Consider the following 13,629-nt stretch of genomic DNA (forward strand, 5'->3'; position numbering starts at 1 on the left):
CCGCTACCTGCGCCCGCCGCGGGCGACCAGCACCAGCCCGAGCAGGATCAGCACCACCGCCGGGTAGGCGGCCGCCGGCGGCCACTGGCCCAGCCAGAGGGCGGCGATCAGCGCCGCCCCCGGCGTCTCCAGCAGGATCGCGGTGGAGGTGACCGACGGGCCGAGGCTGCGCACCACCCGGTTGCTCAGCGAGTGCCCGAGCAGTTGGGCGGCGACCATCAGCAGCACGATCTGCCACCACACCCCGGCGGGCCAGCCGGCCAGCGGCGTCCCGGCGACCAGGCAGATCCCGAGCAGGACCACCGCCGTGGTGGTGTAGCAGACCAGCGTGTACCCGATGGTGCTGACGGTCCTGCGGACCTCCGCACCCAGCAGCATGTACCCGGCCGCGGCCAGGCCGGCGGCGAGGGCGAGCGCGTCGCCGAGCAGCGCGCGGGGGGAGAGCGAGAGGTCGACCCCGGTCAGCACCAGCACGCCGGCGAAGGCCACGACCGTACCCAGCCACACCATCCGCGGCGCCCGGACGCCCATCAGCCGCATCAGCAGGATGGTCCACAGCGGGGTGGTGGTGACCAGCGCGGTGGCGGAGGCCACCGAGGTCATCCGCAGGCTGGGCATCCAGAGCGTGAAGTGCACGCCCAGCAGGGCGCCGGCCGCGACCGCGAGCAGCAGCGCCCGGCGGCCGATCCCCCGCAGCTCGGCGCGGTGGCGCAGCAGCGCGTACGGGCCGAGGACGCCGACCGACATGACGTTGCGCCAGAAGGCGATCGCCAGGGCGGGCGCGGCGGTGGCACTGATCAGCGGTCCGGAGATGGAGATGCCGCCGATCGAGACGGCGAGCAGCAGCAGGTCGAGCGTGGGCAGCGGGTGCGAGGGCCGGGGGTCGGCGGCGGAGGCCGGGGCGGGGGCGGTCGCGGGCCGGGCGGCGGGCACGGCACTCCTCTGCGGGTCGGGGTGGTGGGCGCTCATACGGTAAGGCCCGTGGCGCGCCAAAGGAACTGTCGCCCGGGAGCTGAGACATCCGGCGGACGGGGAGCGACGGGAAAGCCGTACGCTGTCCGCCATGGACCGTACGCCCGCCGCCGCGACCGCCGACGCCTTCCTCGACCAGGCCCTGCTGGAGGAGGCCGCGAAGAAGTCCGGCCTGCTCTGGGTGCGCGCGGACGGGCAGGAGCAGGCCCGGCCGCTGTGGCACGCCTGGCACGACGGCGCGGTCGTGGTGGTCGGCGGCGGCGCCGAGCAGCCGCTGCACGGCCTGACCCCGGGCGCCGGCGCCGTGGTGACGGTCCGCAGCAAGGACAAGGGCGGCCGGCTGACCGGCTGGCGCGCCCGGGTGGTCGAGCCGGCGCCGGACAGCGAGGCCTGGCGGGGTGCCGTCGAGGAGCTGAAGGGCAAGCGGCTGAACGCACCCGACACCGACGCCATCGCCGGGCGCTGGGCCCGCGAGTGCCGGGTGCTGCGGCTGGAGCCGGCCGGCCCGCTCACCGAGCACCCGGGCGCCATGCCGGACGGCTCGCACGCCGCCGAGCCGATGCCCACCCCCGTCACCACCCGCCGCCCGATCCCGGCCGGCCTGCCCAAACTGCTGTTCAAGCGCCGTTAAAGGTTCACGCCGAGGACCCCTGCGGCCGCTACCGTGCCTCGTCGGGCCGGGCTCCGCACCAGCGGGTAGCCTTGGCGGCGGGTGCGCCCCGGCACCACGCACGGCGTCGAACGAGTCGAGGGAGTCCATGGCAGGACCAGGCACCCGGGTCTTCATCTCCCACCTCTCCGCCATCGCGGTCTTCGACCCGAACGGCGACCAGGTCGGACGGGTCCGGGACGTGGTCGTCTCACTGCGGCTCGGCGGCCGCCCGCCGCGCGTGCTCGGCCTGGTGGTCGAGGTGGTCGGCCGGCGCCGGATCTTCCTGCCGATGACCCGGGTCACCAGCCTGGAGTCCGGCCAGGTACTCACCACCGGCGTGATCAACCTGCGCCGCTTCGAACAGCGCCCCTCCGAGACCCTCGTCCTCGCCGAACTGCTGGACCGCACCGTCACCTGGTCCAAGACCGGCGAGGACGTCACCGTGCTGGACGTCGGCATGGTGCAGACCCGGCTGCGCGAGTGGGAGATCAGCAAGGTCTTCGTCCAGGTCGGCCGGGCCGGCCGGCTGCGCAAGGCCAAGGGCGAACGCCTCACCCTGGACTGGCAGGACGTCACCGGCTTCTCGCTGCCCGAGCAGGACCAGGGCGCCGCCAACCTGCTCGCCACCTTCGAGCAGCTGCGCCCCGCCGACCTCGCCAGCGTGATGCACCACCTGTCCGCCAAGCGCCGCGCCGAGGTGGCCGCCGCCCTGGACGACGAGCGGCTGGCCGACGTCCTGGAGGAGCTGCCCGAGGACGACCAGGTCGAGATCATCGGCAAGCTCCAGGAGGAGCGCGCCGCCGACGTCCTGGAGGCGATGGACCCGGACGACGCCGCCGACCTGCTCTCCGAACTGCCCGGCGACGAGGCGGAGCGGCTGCTCCAGCTGATGGAGCCCGACGAGGCCGCGCCGGTGCGCCGCCTGCTGACGTACGAGGAGGACACCGCGGGCGGTCTGATGACCACCGAGCCGGTCGTCCTGGAACCGGACGCGACGGTCGCCGAGGCGCTGGCCCGGGTCCGGGTCCGGGACCACAAGCCCGCCCTCGCCGCGCAGGTCTTCGTCTGCCGACCGCCCAACGAGACCCCGACCGGCCGCTACCTGGGCACCGTGCACTTCCAGCGGCTGCTGCGCGAACCCCCGTACGTGCTGGTCGGATCGCTGCTGGACGACGACCTGGACCCGCTGCCGCCGGACACCCCGCTGTCGCTGATCACCAGCTACCTGGCGACGTACAACCTGGTCGCCGCGCCGGTGGTGGACGAGGCGGACCACCTGCTCGGCGCGGTGACCGTCGACGACGTGCTCGACCACCTGCTGCCGGACGACTGGCGCGACGCCGCGCTGCACACCCAGGACGACGCCCGACACGACGAGACGGAAGGGGTGACCGGTGGACGGTGACCGCAACGGCCGGCCCGACGACCCCGCGCGCCGACGCCTGCAGGGCGAGCTGCGGCAGCTGCGCCGGCTGCGCGAGCTGCGCACCCGCGAGGGCAACCGGGAGCGGCGCGCGGACACCGCCCCGATCACGGGCACCGGCCGCACCCGGCTCGACCAGCCGCGCACCGCCCGGCCCGGCCTGCTCTCGCTGCCCTCGTACGACCCGGAGGCCTTCGGCGTCCTGTCCGAGCGGATCGCCCGCTTCCTCGGCACCGGCCGGTTCATCGTCTGGATGACGGTGGTGGTCGTCATCTGGATCGGGTGGAACACGCTCCTGCCGGCGGCCGTGCGCTTCGACAAGTACCCGTTCATCTTCCTGACCCTGGCGCTGTCGCTGCAGGCCTCCTACGCGGCCCCGCTGATCCTGCTGGCGCAGAACCGCCAGGACAACCGGGACCGGGTCAACATGGAGCAGGACCGGGCCCGCAGCGACCGCAACATCGCCGACACCGAGTACCTGACCCGCGAGGTCGCGGCCCTGCGGCACGGGCTCGGCGAGGTCGCCACCCGCGCCTTCATCACGTCCGAGATGAGCGGCATCCGCTCCGAACTGCAGTCCCTGCTCAAGGAGATCGAGGAGCGCCGGGAGGCCTCCGAGCCGCTGTGACCCTCGGCACGCTACCGACGGGTCAACCGGTTCGCCCGGCGCCGTACCATCAAGGCATGGCCAACGAGACAGAGGTCGCGGCCGGCGTCACGGAGGAGTCCGTACGCGAGGCACTGGCGACCGTCAACGACCCGGAGATCAACCGCCCGATCACCGACATCGGCATGGTGAAATCGGTCGAGATCGCCGAGGGCGGCGCGGTGCGCGTCGCGGTCTATCTGACCGTCTCCGGCTGCCCGATGCGCGACACCATCACCACCCGGGTCCGCGAGGCGGTCGGGAAGGTCCCCGGTGTGAGCGGCGTCGAGGTCGAGCTCGACGTGATGAGCGACGAGCAGCGCAAGGAGCTCTCCCAGCTGCTGCGCGGCGGCGCCCCCGAGCGGGAGATCCCGTTCGCCAAGCCCGGCACGCTGACCCGCGTGTACGCCGTCGCCTCCGGCAAGGGCGGCGTCGGCAAGTCCTCGGTGACGGTCAACCTGGCGGCCGCGATGGCCGCCGACGGCCTGAAGGTCGCCGTCGTGGACGCCGACATCTACGGCCACAGCGTGCCGCGCATGCTGGGCGTCGAGGGCCGGCCCACCCAGGTCCAGGACATGATCATGCCGCCGCAGGCGAACGGTGTGAAGGTCATCTCGATCGGGATGTTCACCCCGGGCAACGCCCCGGTGGTCTGGCGCGGCCCGATGCTGCACCGCGCGCTCCAGCAGTTCCTCGCCGACGTCTACTGGGGCGACCTGGACGTCCTGCTCCTGGACCTGCCGCCCGGCACCGGCGACATCGCGATCTCGGTCGCGCAGCTCGTGCCGAACGCCGAGATCCTGATCGTCACCACCCCGCAGATGGCCGCCGCCGAGGTGGCCGAGCGGGCCGGCACCATCGCGGTGCAGACCCACCAGAAGATCGTCGGCGTGATCGAGAACATGTCCGGCATGCCGTGCCCGCACTGCGACGAGATGATCGACGTCTTCGGCACCGGCGGCGGCCAGACCGTCGCGGACGCGCTCACCCGCACCGTCGGCGCCACCGTCCCGGTGCTCGGCTCGATCCCGATCGACGTACGGCTGCGCGAGGGCGGCGACGACGGCCGCCCGGTCGTGCTCGCCGCGCCCGACTCCCCGGCCGGCGCCGCCCTGCGCGCGGTGGCCGGCAAGCTCGGCGGCCGCCAGCGCGGGCTGTCCGGGATGTCGCTCGGGCTGACGCCCAAGAACAAGTTCTGAGCCGGTAGCCGCCCGCCGCGCCCTCGGCCCGGGGCGGCCGGGGCGGACAGCGGCAGGGGCCGGGTGGTGCGATCCGCACCGCCCGGCCCCTTCGTCGTCGCGGCGGGCCCTACGGCCGGGTGTAGTCGGCCAGGTCCGGGACGGTGGCGAAGCCGACGCCGTACGCGCTGACGCCCCGGCCGTAGGCGCCCAGCAGGACGCCGGGGGCCTCGCCCGCCAGCACCCAGCCGTACTCGGACTCGCGGTAGCGGAAGGGCTGCGGCAGGCCGTTGACCGGCAGGCTCAGGGTCGACCAGCCGGGGCCGGCCAGGTCGTCGGCGAGGTCCCAGGCGAGGCTGCTCTGCTGGTCCAGCCAGTCCTGGCGCAGCGCGCGGTCCAGCTGGCCCGGCCAGGTCGCGGCGAGCAGGCCGGAGCCGGCCAGCCAGGCGGCGGACGAGGCGGAGGTCGCCTCCAGGGTGCCGGTGTTGTCGGCGCTGCGGCGGCTGTCCCGGCGGGCCATGGTGACCACGGCCGCGAACTTGCGCATGTCGCGCGGCTCGTACTGCTTGGCCGGCTCGTCGCCGTGGCCGAGCGAGCCGTAGTCGATGCTGCCCGCGGCCCGCAGGCCGGCGCCGGCCTGCATCAGGTAGCGGCGGCCGGTCCAGCCTTCGTCCAGGCCGTACCAGGGGAAGTCGGCGGACAGGTAGGGCACCAGTGGGTCCGCCGGGCCGGCCTGCCCGCCGACCACCGGGCCGCCGGCCGTGGCCGTCGCCCCTCCCGCCTGACTCGTCGCGTCCATCCCCGGGCCTCCTCAAACACACGTTGCCTGCCGTGGCGCGCTCCCATGGTGGCGTACCGCGGCGTTCCCGGGAGCCGTTCCCGTCCGCGACGGCGCGCGATGTGACGGACGGCTCAGCGGGAACAATCAGCACAATAGCGGCGCACACGCCGCCGCCCCGCTCAGCCGGGCGGCCGGGCGGGGCGGTGGCGTGCTGCCGGGCGTCGTGCCGGAGCGCGGCTCAGGTCGCGTCGGGGTCGAACGGGGGCCGCTCGCCGGGGGCCAGCGGGGCACCGGCGGAGGCGGGCGCCGGGCCGGACTTGTCGAAGCTGACGCTGCCGCCGCGGCCGTTCACCGGCGTCGCGGGCTTGTCGTCCAGGACGGACCGGATGTCCAGCGAGTCCTTCATCTCCTTGAGGCCCAGCGGGTCGTCCTGGCCGCCCATGAGCTGCTTGCGGACGAAGTTCTTGGGGTTGAGGTCCTCGAACTCGAAGTCCTGGAACTCGGGGCCGAGTTCGCTGCGGATGTCCTCCTTCGCGTTGTCGGCGAAGGCGCGGATCTTCCGGATGAAGCCCATGGTGTCCTGGATCAGCTTCGGGAGCTTGTCCGGACCGAAGATGATGATCGCCATCACGACCAGGGTCAGGAGCTCCAGCCCACCTACGTCGCTGAACACCTTTGCTCCCTAGCTCGTCGGACGACGGTTCCTACAGGGTAATGGCCACCGGCGAGTCCCTGGCCCACGCTGCGATGAAGCCGTGGTAAAGACCTGCCGGTGGCCGGACCCGCGGGGGCCGCCGTGCTCCGGATGCCGGGGCCCTCCAGGGCCGCTCTAGCGGGTCTGCTGACGGAGTGCGGCGACGTCGCCGGGGTAGCGCTGCGGGAGCGGCGGCGGGGACGCCTCACGGGTCGCGGCGACCGCGCGGCCCGGGAAGTCCACCGGGACCTGCGCCGTCATCGGGACCAGGCCGCCACTGCGGCCGGTGCCGGCGTTGCCGCCGACCGGGCTGACCGTCGTGCCCCGGCGGTCCTCGCCCTGCGGGGTGAGCCCCCCGACGCTGCCGAGCGTGACCGCGGCGACGGAGAAGGCGCCGGCGGCGGCGAAGACCAGGCGGCGCCCGCGGGCGGCCGGGCGGACGGCGGCTGCGGACGGCTGCGGACGGGCGGCGCCGTCCGGTCCGGCGGCGGCCTCGGGACGGGCGGAGCGCCGGCCCATCAGTGGCCGGAGCACCGTGCCGCGGCCGAAGGCGCGCGGGTCGACCCCGGGAAGAGGGGTGTCGGCGCCGAGCGCGCCCGCGCCGAAGGAGGCACCGGCGCCGCGGCCGAAGGTGCCGCCGGTGAGCCGGCTGCCGCCGAGCGTTCCGGTGGCCGCGACGCCGCCGCCGGGCCGGTCGTCGTCGCCGTCGTGGCGCCCGCGCCCGGTCGGCCGTGCGGGCTCCGCCGGGCCGTCCTCGGGGAGGTTGCCGACGGCCATCAGCCGGGCCATCAGCGAGGCGGACGGGTCGGGCGTGCCGCTGCGGGTGAGCAGGTGCTTGACGCTGCGGCCCTCGTCGACCTCGGCGAGGCACTGCGGGCAGGTCGCCAGGTGGGCCTGGACGCGGTCGCGCGAGTCGTGGCCGAGTTCGCCGTCGAGGAAGGCGGACAGCCGCTCGCCGAGGTGGTGCTCCTCGGCGGCGGGCTCGGCGGCCCGTACGGGCAGCGCGCGCAGCTCCGTGTCGGCGGGCAGCACGGGCTCACCGGGTTCGCCGGTACCGCGACGTCCCGGCAGGGCCCAGCTCCGCCGGGTCAAGGACCGGCCGGACGAATCCGACCGGTCCGAGCCGGACCGGCTGGTTCCGCTCACGACCGCCTCCGTCCGCGCCCACCGGGCGCGACCGCGGCCTCGACCGCCCCGACGCCGACCGGCACCGGCTCCTCCGAGCCGCCGCGGCGCTCCCGGCCGGGGGCCGAGCCGGGGGCGCGGTGCTTGAGCGCGGCGCGCAGGTGGGAGCGGCCGCGGTGGATGCGGCTGCGGACGGTGCCGAGCTTGACGCCCAGCGTGGCGGCGATCTCCTCGTACGACAGGCCCTCGATGTCGCAGAGCACCACGGCGGCGCGGAACTCCGGGGCGAGGGTGTCCAGCGCCTGCTGGACGTCGGCGTCGAAGTGGGTGTCGCTGAAGTGCTGTGCCGGGCTGGGCTCGCGGGAGGGGAGCCGCTCGGCCGCGTCCTCGCCGAGCGCGTCGAAGCGGATGCGCTGACGGCGGCGGACCATGTCCAGGAACAGGTTGGTGGTGATCCGGTGCAGCCAGCCCTCGAACGTGCCGGGGGTGTAGGTGGACAGCGAACGGAACACCCGGACGAAGACCTCCTGGGTGAGGTCCTCGGCGTCGTGCTGGTTGCCCGTCAGACGGTAGGCGAGCCGGTAGACGCGGGCGCTGTGCGCCTCGACGATCTCCTCCCAGGTGGGCGGAGTCCAGGTCTGCGCGTCGGAACCCTCGGTGAAGGTCGCGAGGGCGGGGGCCTCGGTGGCGCCCGCGGCCGGCGTCCGGGCGGCGGGCTGGTCCAGGTCGGAGTGCGCAGGCTGGTTCATCACGGGCTTCGGCGTACGGGCCGACGCGGTGCCGCGGAAGTGCCGCCGCACGGGGACGTCGCCCTCGGCCACACCTCCTCGGTCGGCTCTTCTGCCCAGCAGGGCCACCACCATATCCACCTCACCCGTCAAGCCCGGATAAAAGTGCCCGGGAGCTCTCCCGTACCCGGTCCGTCATGACAACGGCCCGCCGCCGTACGCGGTTCCCGGCAGGCCAGTAATCTGTGCCAGGAAATATCGACATCCCCCGGCACCGGGCCGCCACCCGGGGCTCCGAAAGAGGCAGCCATCAGCGAGTTCGGGCCCGCGCACGCGGCCCTCGCCGACACCTACGTGGGCGAGGACGCGGTGCTCACCTACGCCCGGGCGCAGTCCGCGCGAACCGGCATACGCGCGATCGGGCCGAGCGGCGGGGCCTGCCTGCGGCTCCTGGCGGCCGCCCTGGACGCCAAGGCGGTCGCCGAGATCGGCACCGGCACCGGTGTGTCCGGGGTCTACCTGCTGCGCGGGATGCGGCCGGACGGCGTGCTGACCACGGTCGACTCGGAACCGGTGCGCCAGCAGCTGGCCCGCGAGGCGTACCACGCGGCCGGCTTCGCCGCCAACCGCTCCCGTTTCATACCGGGCCGGGCGCTGGAGGTGCTGCCCCGGCTCGCCGACGGCCAGTACGACCTGGTGTTCTGCGACGGCGATCCGGCCGAGTCCCGCGAGTACCTGCTGGAGTCGCTGCGGCTGCTGAGGCCGGGCGGGATGGTCTGCTTCGAGGGGGTCTTCCAGGAGGGCCGGCTGGCCGAGCCGGAGCTGCAGGACCCGCAGACCGGCGCGGTGCGGGACCTGGTCCGGGACGTCCGGGAGAGCGAGGCCCTGCTGCCGGCCCTGCTGCCCGTCTCGGACGGCCTGCTCTGCGCGGTCAAGCGCCCGTAGCCCCGCCCGTGACCCGCCGCCCGACCGGGCCGGCGGGCGTCCGGACAGGCGTCCGGGCGCCCCGGCGCCCCGGCGCCCCGGCGTTCGGAAAACGCACGGACCCGGGTCGACATGACGTCGTACCCGGGCCCGGCGGCGCATCTCCAGGAGATGGCGAGCACACCTACTGCGGTCAGCCGCAGGCCTTCTTCAGGGCCTCGCCGAGGGCGTCGGCCTCGTCAGGCGTGAGCTCCACCACGAGGCGTCCGCCGCCTTCGAGCGGAACGCGCATGATGATGCCCCGCCCCTCTTTGGTGACTTCGAGCGGGCCGTCACCCGTCCGCGGCTTCATGGCCGCCATGCTCGTTCCCCTTCCTGCAACCGCTCAGCTACGCACCGGAAGTCCGTCCACCGCCGGTATCGAACGCATTGATCGGAAGCCATTATCCCGCATGCCACGGGCTGATGACCAACATCACTCTCGGTGCAACCGCGGCCGGACCGCCCCCAACCGCCGTAATTCATGTCATAAGCCCCGGCGTGGCGGCGATGCGGACTCCGATGGAAGGTGCGATACCTCACACTCCCCAGGTCGCCCCGTGCTCCGGCATCCTGGCACACGACACCGACACCGACACCGCGACCGACACCGCGACGATCACCCGGGGAGCCCTCACCGATGTCCGACTCCGTGCTGTACGACCTGGACGGCGGCCTGGCCGTCATCACCATCAACCGTCCGGAGGCGATGAACGCCCTCGACGTCGCCACCAAGGTCGCCCTGCGCGACACCGTGGTCGCCGCGGCCGAGGACCCGGCGGTGCGGGCGGTGCTGCTGACCGGGGCCGGCGAGCGCGCGTTCTGCGTCGGGCAGGACCTGAACGAGCACCTGACCCTGCTGAAGCGGGCCGAGGAGACCGGCGAGGGCGCGCTGCGGACCGTCGCCGAGCACTACAACCCGCTGACCCGGGCGCTGGCCGGGATGCGCAAGCCGACCGTCGCCGCGGTCGGCGGGGTCGCCGCCGGCGCGGGCGCCTCGCTCGCCTTCGCCTGTGACTTCCGGATCCTGTCCGACCGGGCCGGCTTCAACACCGCCTTCGCCGGGATCGCCCTGACCGCCGACTCGGGTGCCTCCTGGACGCTGCCCCGGCTGGTCGGGCACGCCAAGGCCACCGAACTGCTGATGCTGCCCCGGACGGTGAAGGCCGCCGAGGCGATGGAGCTGGGCCTGGCCACCAAGGTGGTGCCGGCCGAGGAACTCGCCGCCACCGCACGGGCCTTCGCCCGCGAGCTGGCCGAGGGCCCGACCGTCGCGTACGGCGCCATCAAGGCGTCGCTGGCGTACGGCGCCTCGCACTCGCTGGACGAACTCCTCGACAAGGAGGACGAGCTGCAGACCCTGGCCGGGGAGAGCGAGGACCACCGGATCGCGGTGCGCGCCTTCATCGCCAAGGAGAAGCCCCGGTACGTGGGCCGCTGAGCACGTGGGCCGCTGAACGCGCGGGGCCGCTGGAGCCGCCAGGCCGTGGGGAAGGCGGCTTCAGCGCTTCGCGCCGGTGCGGACGTGGCAGTCCGCCAGGTGGTCGTCCACCAGGCCGCAGGCCTGCATCAGGGCGTAGGCGGTGGTCGGGCCGACGAAGCGGAAGCCCGCCGTCTTCAGCGCCTTCGCCAGTGCCGTCGACTCGGGTGTGACGGCCGGCACCTCGCCCAGCGTGCGGGGGGCCGGCCGGCCCGGCCCGGGGGCGAACCCCCAGATCAGCGCGTCCAGTCCGCCCGGCAGGTCGCGGGCGGCCCGCGCGTTGGCGATCGCCGCCTCGATCTTGGCCCGGTTGCGGATGATGCCGGGGTCGGCGAGCAGCCGCTCCTTCTCGGCCTCGCCGAACTCGGCGACCTTGGCGATCTCGAAGCCGGCGAACGCGGCCCGGAAGCCCTCGCGGCGGCGCAGGATGGTCAGCCAGGACAGCCCGGACTGGAAGGCCTCCAGGCAGACCCGCTCGAACAGCGCGTCGTCGCCGTGGACGGGGCGGCCCCACTCGGTGTCGTGGTAGACGCGGTAGTCGTCGGTGGAGTCGCCCCAGGCACAGCGGCGCAGCCCGTCCGCGCCGAGCACCGCGCCGTCGACGGGCACCGTCACTGCTCCGCCGCCGGCTTCGCGTCCTCGGCGGCCGGCTCCTCGGCCTGCGGCTTGGTGAGCGCGACGGCCGGCTCGACCACCTTGGCGAACTGCTCCAGGCCGGGCAGCGGTTCGGCCGCCGGGTCGGGGCCGCCGGTCGCATCGACCGCGCCGCGCAGGTGGGCGGCGGCCTCCAACTCGGCGATCCGCGCGTCGCGGTAGGCGAGCTCGGCGCCGAGGCGGTCCAGGACGTCGTCCACCTCGTCCATCCGGTAGCCGCGCAGGGCCATCGGCAGACGCAGCTCGTCCACGTCCGACTTGCCCAGCGGGCGGTCCTGCGGCAGCCGCGCCGAGAGGCGGTCGGGTACCGCCTCCGGCATCGAGCCGCCTCCGCCGAGCGCCACCAGGGCGGCGCCGCCGACCACCACGGCCATGGCGACCACGATCACCCAGAACACGAGCTGTCCTCCCGAACTCCCGGACGGTCCTCGTCGAAGTGCCGGGGAACCAGACTGATCATGACAGCATGGTCCCCTAGTGAGGCCGGGGGCCATCATCGCACCCGCAGGAGCTCTGGAGGAGACATCGGTGGCACTGCGCCTGGGACCGCGGGAATTCGGTGACGACGAGCTGGTGATCATGGCGATCGTCAACCGGACTCCGGACTCGTTCTTCGACCGGGGCGCGACCTTCGCCGACGAGGCCGCGTTCGCCGCCGCCGACCGGGCGGTGGCCGAGGGTGCGGCGATCCTGGACATCGGCGGGGTGAAGGCCGGGCCGGGCGACGAGGTCACGGTCGAGGAGGAACTGCGGCGCACCGTGCCCTTCGTGGCCGAGCTGCGCAAGCGCCACCCCGAGGCCGTGATCAGCGTGGACACCTGGCGGCACGAAGTCGGCGAGGCGGTCTGCGAGGCGGGCGCGGACCTGCTGAACGACGCCTGGGGCGGGGTGGATCCGAGGCTCGCCGAGGTGGCCGCCCGGCACGGCGTCGGACTGGTCTGCACCCACGCGGGAGGCGTCGAGCCGCGCACCCGCCCGCACCGCACCGGCTACCAGGACGTGATGGCGGACATCCTGCGGGTGACCGTGGGCCTGGCCGAGCGCGCGGTGGAGCTGGGCGTGCGGCGGGACGCCGTGATCATCGACCCGGGGCACGACTTCGGCAAGAACACCCGGCACTCGCTGGAGGCCACCCGGCGGCTGCCGGAGATGACCGCGACCGGCTTCCCGGTGCTGGTCTCGCTCTCCAACAAGGACTTCGTCGGGGAGACCCTGGACAAGCCGGTGGACGAGCGGCTGCTCGGCACGCTGGCGACCACGGCGGTCTCGGCCTGGCTGGGCGCGCAGGTCTACCGGGTCCACCAGGTCGCGCAGACCCGTGAGGTGCTGGACATGGTCGCCTCGATCCGGGGCACCCGCCCCCCGGCGGTCGCCCGCCGGGGGCTGGCGTGACGCCGGGGGCCGACTCGGCGTCGGGCCGGCGCGGCGTCGGGCCCTAGATCTCGTTGCCGGGCCGGCGGGTGTCGGCGAGGATCTTCATGACCTCGTCGACCTCGTCGGTGATGTGGAACAGCTCCAGGTCGTGCGGGGCCGCCTTGCCCTGCGCGACGAGGGTGTTCTTCAGCCACTCGAAGAGGCCGCCCCAGTACGCGGTGCCGTAGAGGATCACCGGGAAGCGGGTGACCTTCTTCGTCTGCACCAGGGTGAGCGCCTCGAACAGCTCGTCCAGGGTGCCGAGGCCGCCCGGCAGGACGACGAAGCCCTGCGCGTACTTCACGAACATCGTCTTGCGGACGAAGAAGTAACGGAAGTTCAGCCCGAGGTCGACGAACTCGTTGAGGCCCTGTTCGAAGGGCAGCTCGATGCCGAGCCCGACGCTGAGGCCGCCGGCCTCGGAGGCGCCGCGGTTGGCGGCCTCCATCGCGCCCGGGCCGCCGCCGGTGATCACCGCGTAGCCGGCCTCGGCGAGGGCCCGGCCGATGGCCACGCCGGCCTCGTACTCGGGTGAGTCGACCGGGGTCCTGGCGGAGCCGAAGACGCTGATCGCGGGCGGGAGTTCGGCGAGGGCGCCGAAGCCCTCGACGAACTCGGAGGTGATCCGCAGCACCCGCCACGGGTCGGTGTGCAGCCAGTCTGTGGGGCCGGTGGTGTCCAGCAGGCGCTGGTCCGTGGTGCTCGTGCCGACCTGGTCCCGGCGCACCAGCACCGGGCCCTTCTGCTTCTCGGGCCAGGCCTTCCGCTTCCGCGGCACGCCGACCTGCTCGGGGCCGTGTCCGTAGTGCTTTTCGTCTCCTGTGCCTGTCATGACGAAACCCTACGCCCGCCTTCCCCCGTTTTCAGGCAACGGGGGAAGGTCGGTTGGGCAACCGGAAGGTGGCGTTCGACGGTTGATC

The 13,629-nt window shown here is 73.9% G+C and carries 16 protein-coding genes; 7 read left to right on the top strand and 9 right to left on the bottom strand.

Going from position 1 to position 13,629, the window contains the following annotated elements; translation table 11 throughout:
- Nucleotides 1–3: 3 nt before the first annotated feature.
- Nucleotides 4–969 carry a DMT family transporter gene (locus tag IF30_RS0112650; protein WP_078891354.1) on the bottom strand — a complete coding sequence of 322 codons (966 nt, stop codon included), beginning with the start codon at nt 967–969 and terminating at the stop codon, nt 4–6.
- 94 nt (nt 970–1,063) lie between these two features.
- On the opposite strand from IF30_RS0112650, the gene IF30_RS0112655 reads away from it, so the two are divergent.
- From IF30_RS0112655 to IF30_RS0112670, 4 genes are all read left to right on the top strand, one after another.
- Nucleotides 1,064–1,603 carry a hypothetical protein gene (locus IF30_RS0112655; RefSeq protein WP_037899855.1) on the top strand — a complete coding sequence of 180 codons (540 nt, stop codon included), beginning with the start codon at nt 1,064–1,066 and terminating at the stop codon, nt 1,601–1,603.
- 127 nt (nt 1,604–1,730) lie between these two features.
- Nucleotides 1,731–3,029, top strand: a complete 1,299-nt coding sequence (locus tag IF30_RS0112660; protein WP_030236392.1) for a magnesium transporter MgtE N-terminal domain-containing protein — start codon at nt 1,731–1,733, stop codon at nt 3,027–3,029.
- A gap of 49 nt (nt 3,030–3,078) precedes the next feature.
- The gene (locus IF30_RS0112665) at nt 3,079–3,675 is read left to right on the top strand and encodes a DUF1003 domain-containing protein (RefSeq protein WP_420791141.1); all 597 of its coding nucleotides are present in this window, start codon (nt 3,079–3,081) and stop codon (nt 3,673–3,675) included.
- A 56-nt stretch (nt 3,676–3,731) separates the two neighbouring features.
- A complete protein-coding gene (locus tag IF30_RS0112670) occupies nt 3,732–4,892 on the top strand; it encodes an Mrp/NBP35 family ATP-binding protein (RefSeq protein WP_030236394.1) in 1,161 nt (386 codons plus the stop codon).
- A 109-nt stretch (nt 4,893–5,001) separates the two neighbouring features.
- On the opposite strand, the gene IF30_RS0112675 is transcribed toward IF30_RS0112670, so the two are convergent.
- The 4 genes from IF30_RS0112675 to sigE all read right to left on the bottom strand — a co-directional run bounded on the left by IF30_RS0112675 (nt 5,002) and on the right by sigE (nt 8,220).
- Nucleotides 5,002–5,670, bottom strand: coding sequence for a hypothetical protein (locus tag IF30_RS0112675; RefSeq protein ID WP_030236395.1), 669 nt, complete (start codon nt 5,668–5,670; stop codon nt 5,002–5,004).
- A gap of 220 nt (nt 5,671–5,890) precedes the next feature.
- Complete coding sequence (locus IF30_RS0112680; protein ID WP_030236396.1) at nt 5,891–6,325, bottom strand: sec-independent translocase; 435 nt, start codon at nt 6,323–6,325, stop codon at nt 5,891–5,893.
- A 156-nt stretch (nt 6,326–6,481) separates the two neighbouring features.
- A complete protein-coding gene (locus IF30_RS43455; RefSeq protein ID WP_158834960.1) occupies nt 6,482–7,378 on the bottom strand; it encodes a zf-HC2 domain-containing protein in 897 nt (298 codons plus the stop codon).
- Nucleotides 7,379–7,488: 110 nt separating this feature from the next.
- Complete coding sequence (sigE, locus tag IF30_RS0112690; RefSeq protein WP_051710212.1) at nt 7,489–8,220, bottom strand: RNA polymerase sigma factor SigE; 732 nt, start codon at nt 8,218–8,220, stop codon at nt 7,489–7,491.
- Nucleotides 8,221–8,508: 288 nt separating this feature from the next.
- Between sigE and IF30_RS0112695 the strand changes: the two genes are divergently transcribed.
- Nucleotides 8,509–9,144: an O-methyltransferase gene (locus tag IF30_RS0112695; RefSeq protein WP_030236404.1), complete on the top strand. Its 636-nt coding sequence runs from the start codon at nt 8,509–8,511 to the stop codon at nt 9,142–9,144.
- Between the two features lie 172 nt (nt 9,145–9,316).
- On the opposite strand, the gene IF30_RS45095 is transcribed toward IF30_RS0112695, so the two are convergent.
- A complete protein-coding gene (locus tag IF30_RS45095; RefSeq protein ID WP_014137929.1) occupies nt 9,317–9,484 on the bottom strand; it encodes a DUF3117 domain-containing protein in 168 nt (55 codons plus the stop codon).
- A gap of 318 nt (nt 9,485–9,802) precedes the next feature.
- Here IF30_RS45095 and IF30_RS0112705 point away from each other — a divergent pair, with 318 nt between their 5' ends.
- On the top strand, nt 9,803–10,603 hold the full coding sequence (locus tag IF30_RS0112705; RefSeq protein ID WP_030236407.1) for an enoyl-CoA hydratase-related protein: 801 nt from the start codon (nt 9,803–9,805) through the stop codon (nt 10,601–10,603).
- A gap of 60 nt (nt 10,604–10,663) precedes the next feature.
- On the opposite strand, the gene IF30_RS0112710 is transcribed toward IF30_RS0112705, so the two are convergent.
- Both IF30_RS0112710 and IF30_RS0112715 read right to left on the bottom strand, forming a co-directional pair.
- Complete coding sequence (locus tag IF30_RS0112710) at nt 10,664–11,257, bottom strand: DNA-3-methyladenine glycosylase I (RefSeq protein ID WP_037899856.1); 594 nt, start codon at nt 11,255–11,257, stop codon at nt 10,664–10,666.
- Nucleotides 11,254–11,694, bottom strand: coding sequence for a DivIVA domain-containing protein (locus tag IF30_RS0112715; RefSeq protein WP_063752613.1), 441 nt, complete (start codon nt 11,692–11,694; stop codon nt 11,254–11,256). Before IF30_RS0112715 ends, IF30_RS0112710 begins: the two co-directional genes overlap by 4 nt.
- Before the next feature lie 181 nt (nt 11,695–11,875).
- Between IF30_RS0112715 and folP the strand changes: the two genes are divergently transcribed.
- Complete coding sequence (gene folP, locus IF30_RS0112720; RefSeq protein WP_051710213.1) at nt 11,876–12,688, top strand: dihydropteroate synthase; 813 nt, start codon at nt 11,876–11,878, stop codon at nt 12,686–12,688.
- A gap of 43 nt (nt 12,689–12,731) precedes the next feature.
- On the opposite strand, the gene IF30_RS0112725 is transcribed toward folP, so the two are convergent.
- Nucleotides 12,732–13,541 (bottom strand): TIGR00730 family Rossman fold protein, encoded by an 810-nt coding sequence (locus IF30_RS0112725; RefSeq protein WP_051710056.1) that lies wholly within the window; start codon nt 13,539–13,541, stop codon nt 12,732–12,734.
- Nucleotides 13,542–13,629 lie beyond the last annotated feature (88 nt).

This window comes from Streptomyces sp. NRRL S-350 (genome assembly GCF_000719705.1).
Classification (GTDB): domain Bacteria; phylum Actinomycetota; class Actinomycetes; order Streptomycetales; family Streptomycetaceae; genus Kitasatospora.

What these genes read in the sequence shown, in the direction of transcription:
- IF30_RS0112705 (WP_030236407.1), top strand. Translation starts at nt 9,803, where the DNA reads ATGTCCGACTCCGTGCTGTACGACCTGGACGGCGGCCTGGCCGTCATC.
- folP (WP_051710213.1), top strand. Translation starts at nt 11,876, where the DNA reads ATGGCGATCGTCAACCGGACTCCGGACTCGTTCTTCGACCGGGGCGCG.
- IF30_RS0112655 (WP_037899855.1), top strand. Translation starts at nt 1,064, where the DNA reads ATGGACCGTACGCCCGCCGCCGCGACCGCCGACGCCTTCCTCGACCAG.
- IF30_RS0112660 (WP_030236392.1), top strand. Translation starts at nt 1,731, where the DNA reads ATGGCAGGACCAGGCACCCGGGTCTTCATCTCCCACCTCTCCGCCATC.
- IF30_RS0112725 (WP_051710056.1), bottom strand. Translation starts at nt 13,541, where the DNA reads ATGACAGGCACAGGAGACGAAAAGCACTACGGACACGGCCCCGAGCAG.
- IF30_RS0112670 (WP_030236394.1), top strand. Translation starts at nt 3,732, where the DNA reads ATGGCCAACGAGACAGAGGTCGCGGCCGGCGTCACGGAGGAGTCCGTA.
- sigE (WP_051710212.1), bottom strand. Translation starts at nt 8,220, where the DNA reads ATGAACCAGCCTGCGCACTCCGACCTGGACCAGCCCGCCGCCCGGACG.
- IF30_RS45095 (WP_014137929.1), bottom strand. Translation starts at nt 9,484, where the DNA reads ATGGCGGCCATGAAGCCGCGGACGGGTGACGGCCCGCTCGAAGTCACC.
- IF30_RS0112650 (WP_078891354.1), bottom strand. Translation starts at nt 969, where the DNA reads ATGAGCGCCCACCACCCCGACCCGCAGAGGAGTGCCGTGCCCGCCGCC.
- IF30_RS0112675 (WP_030236395.1), bottom strand. Translation starts at nt 5,670, where the DNA reads ATGGACGCGACGAGTCAGGCGGGAGGGGCGACGGCCACGGCCGGCGGC.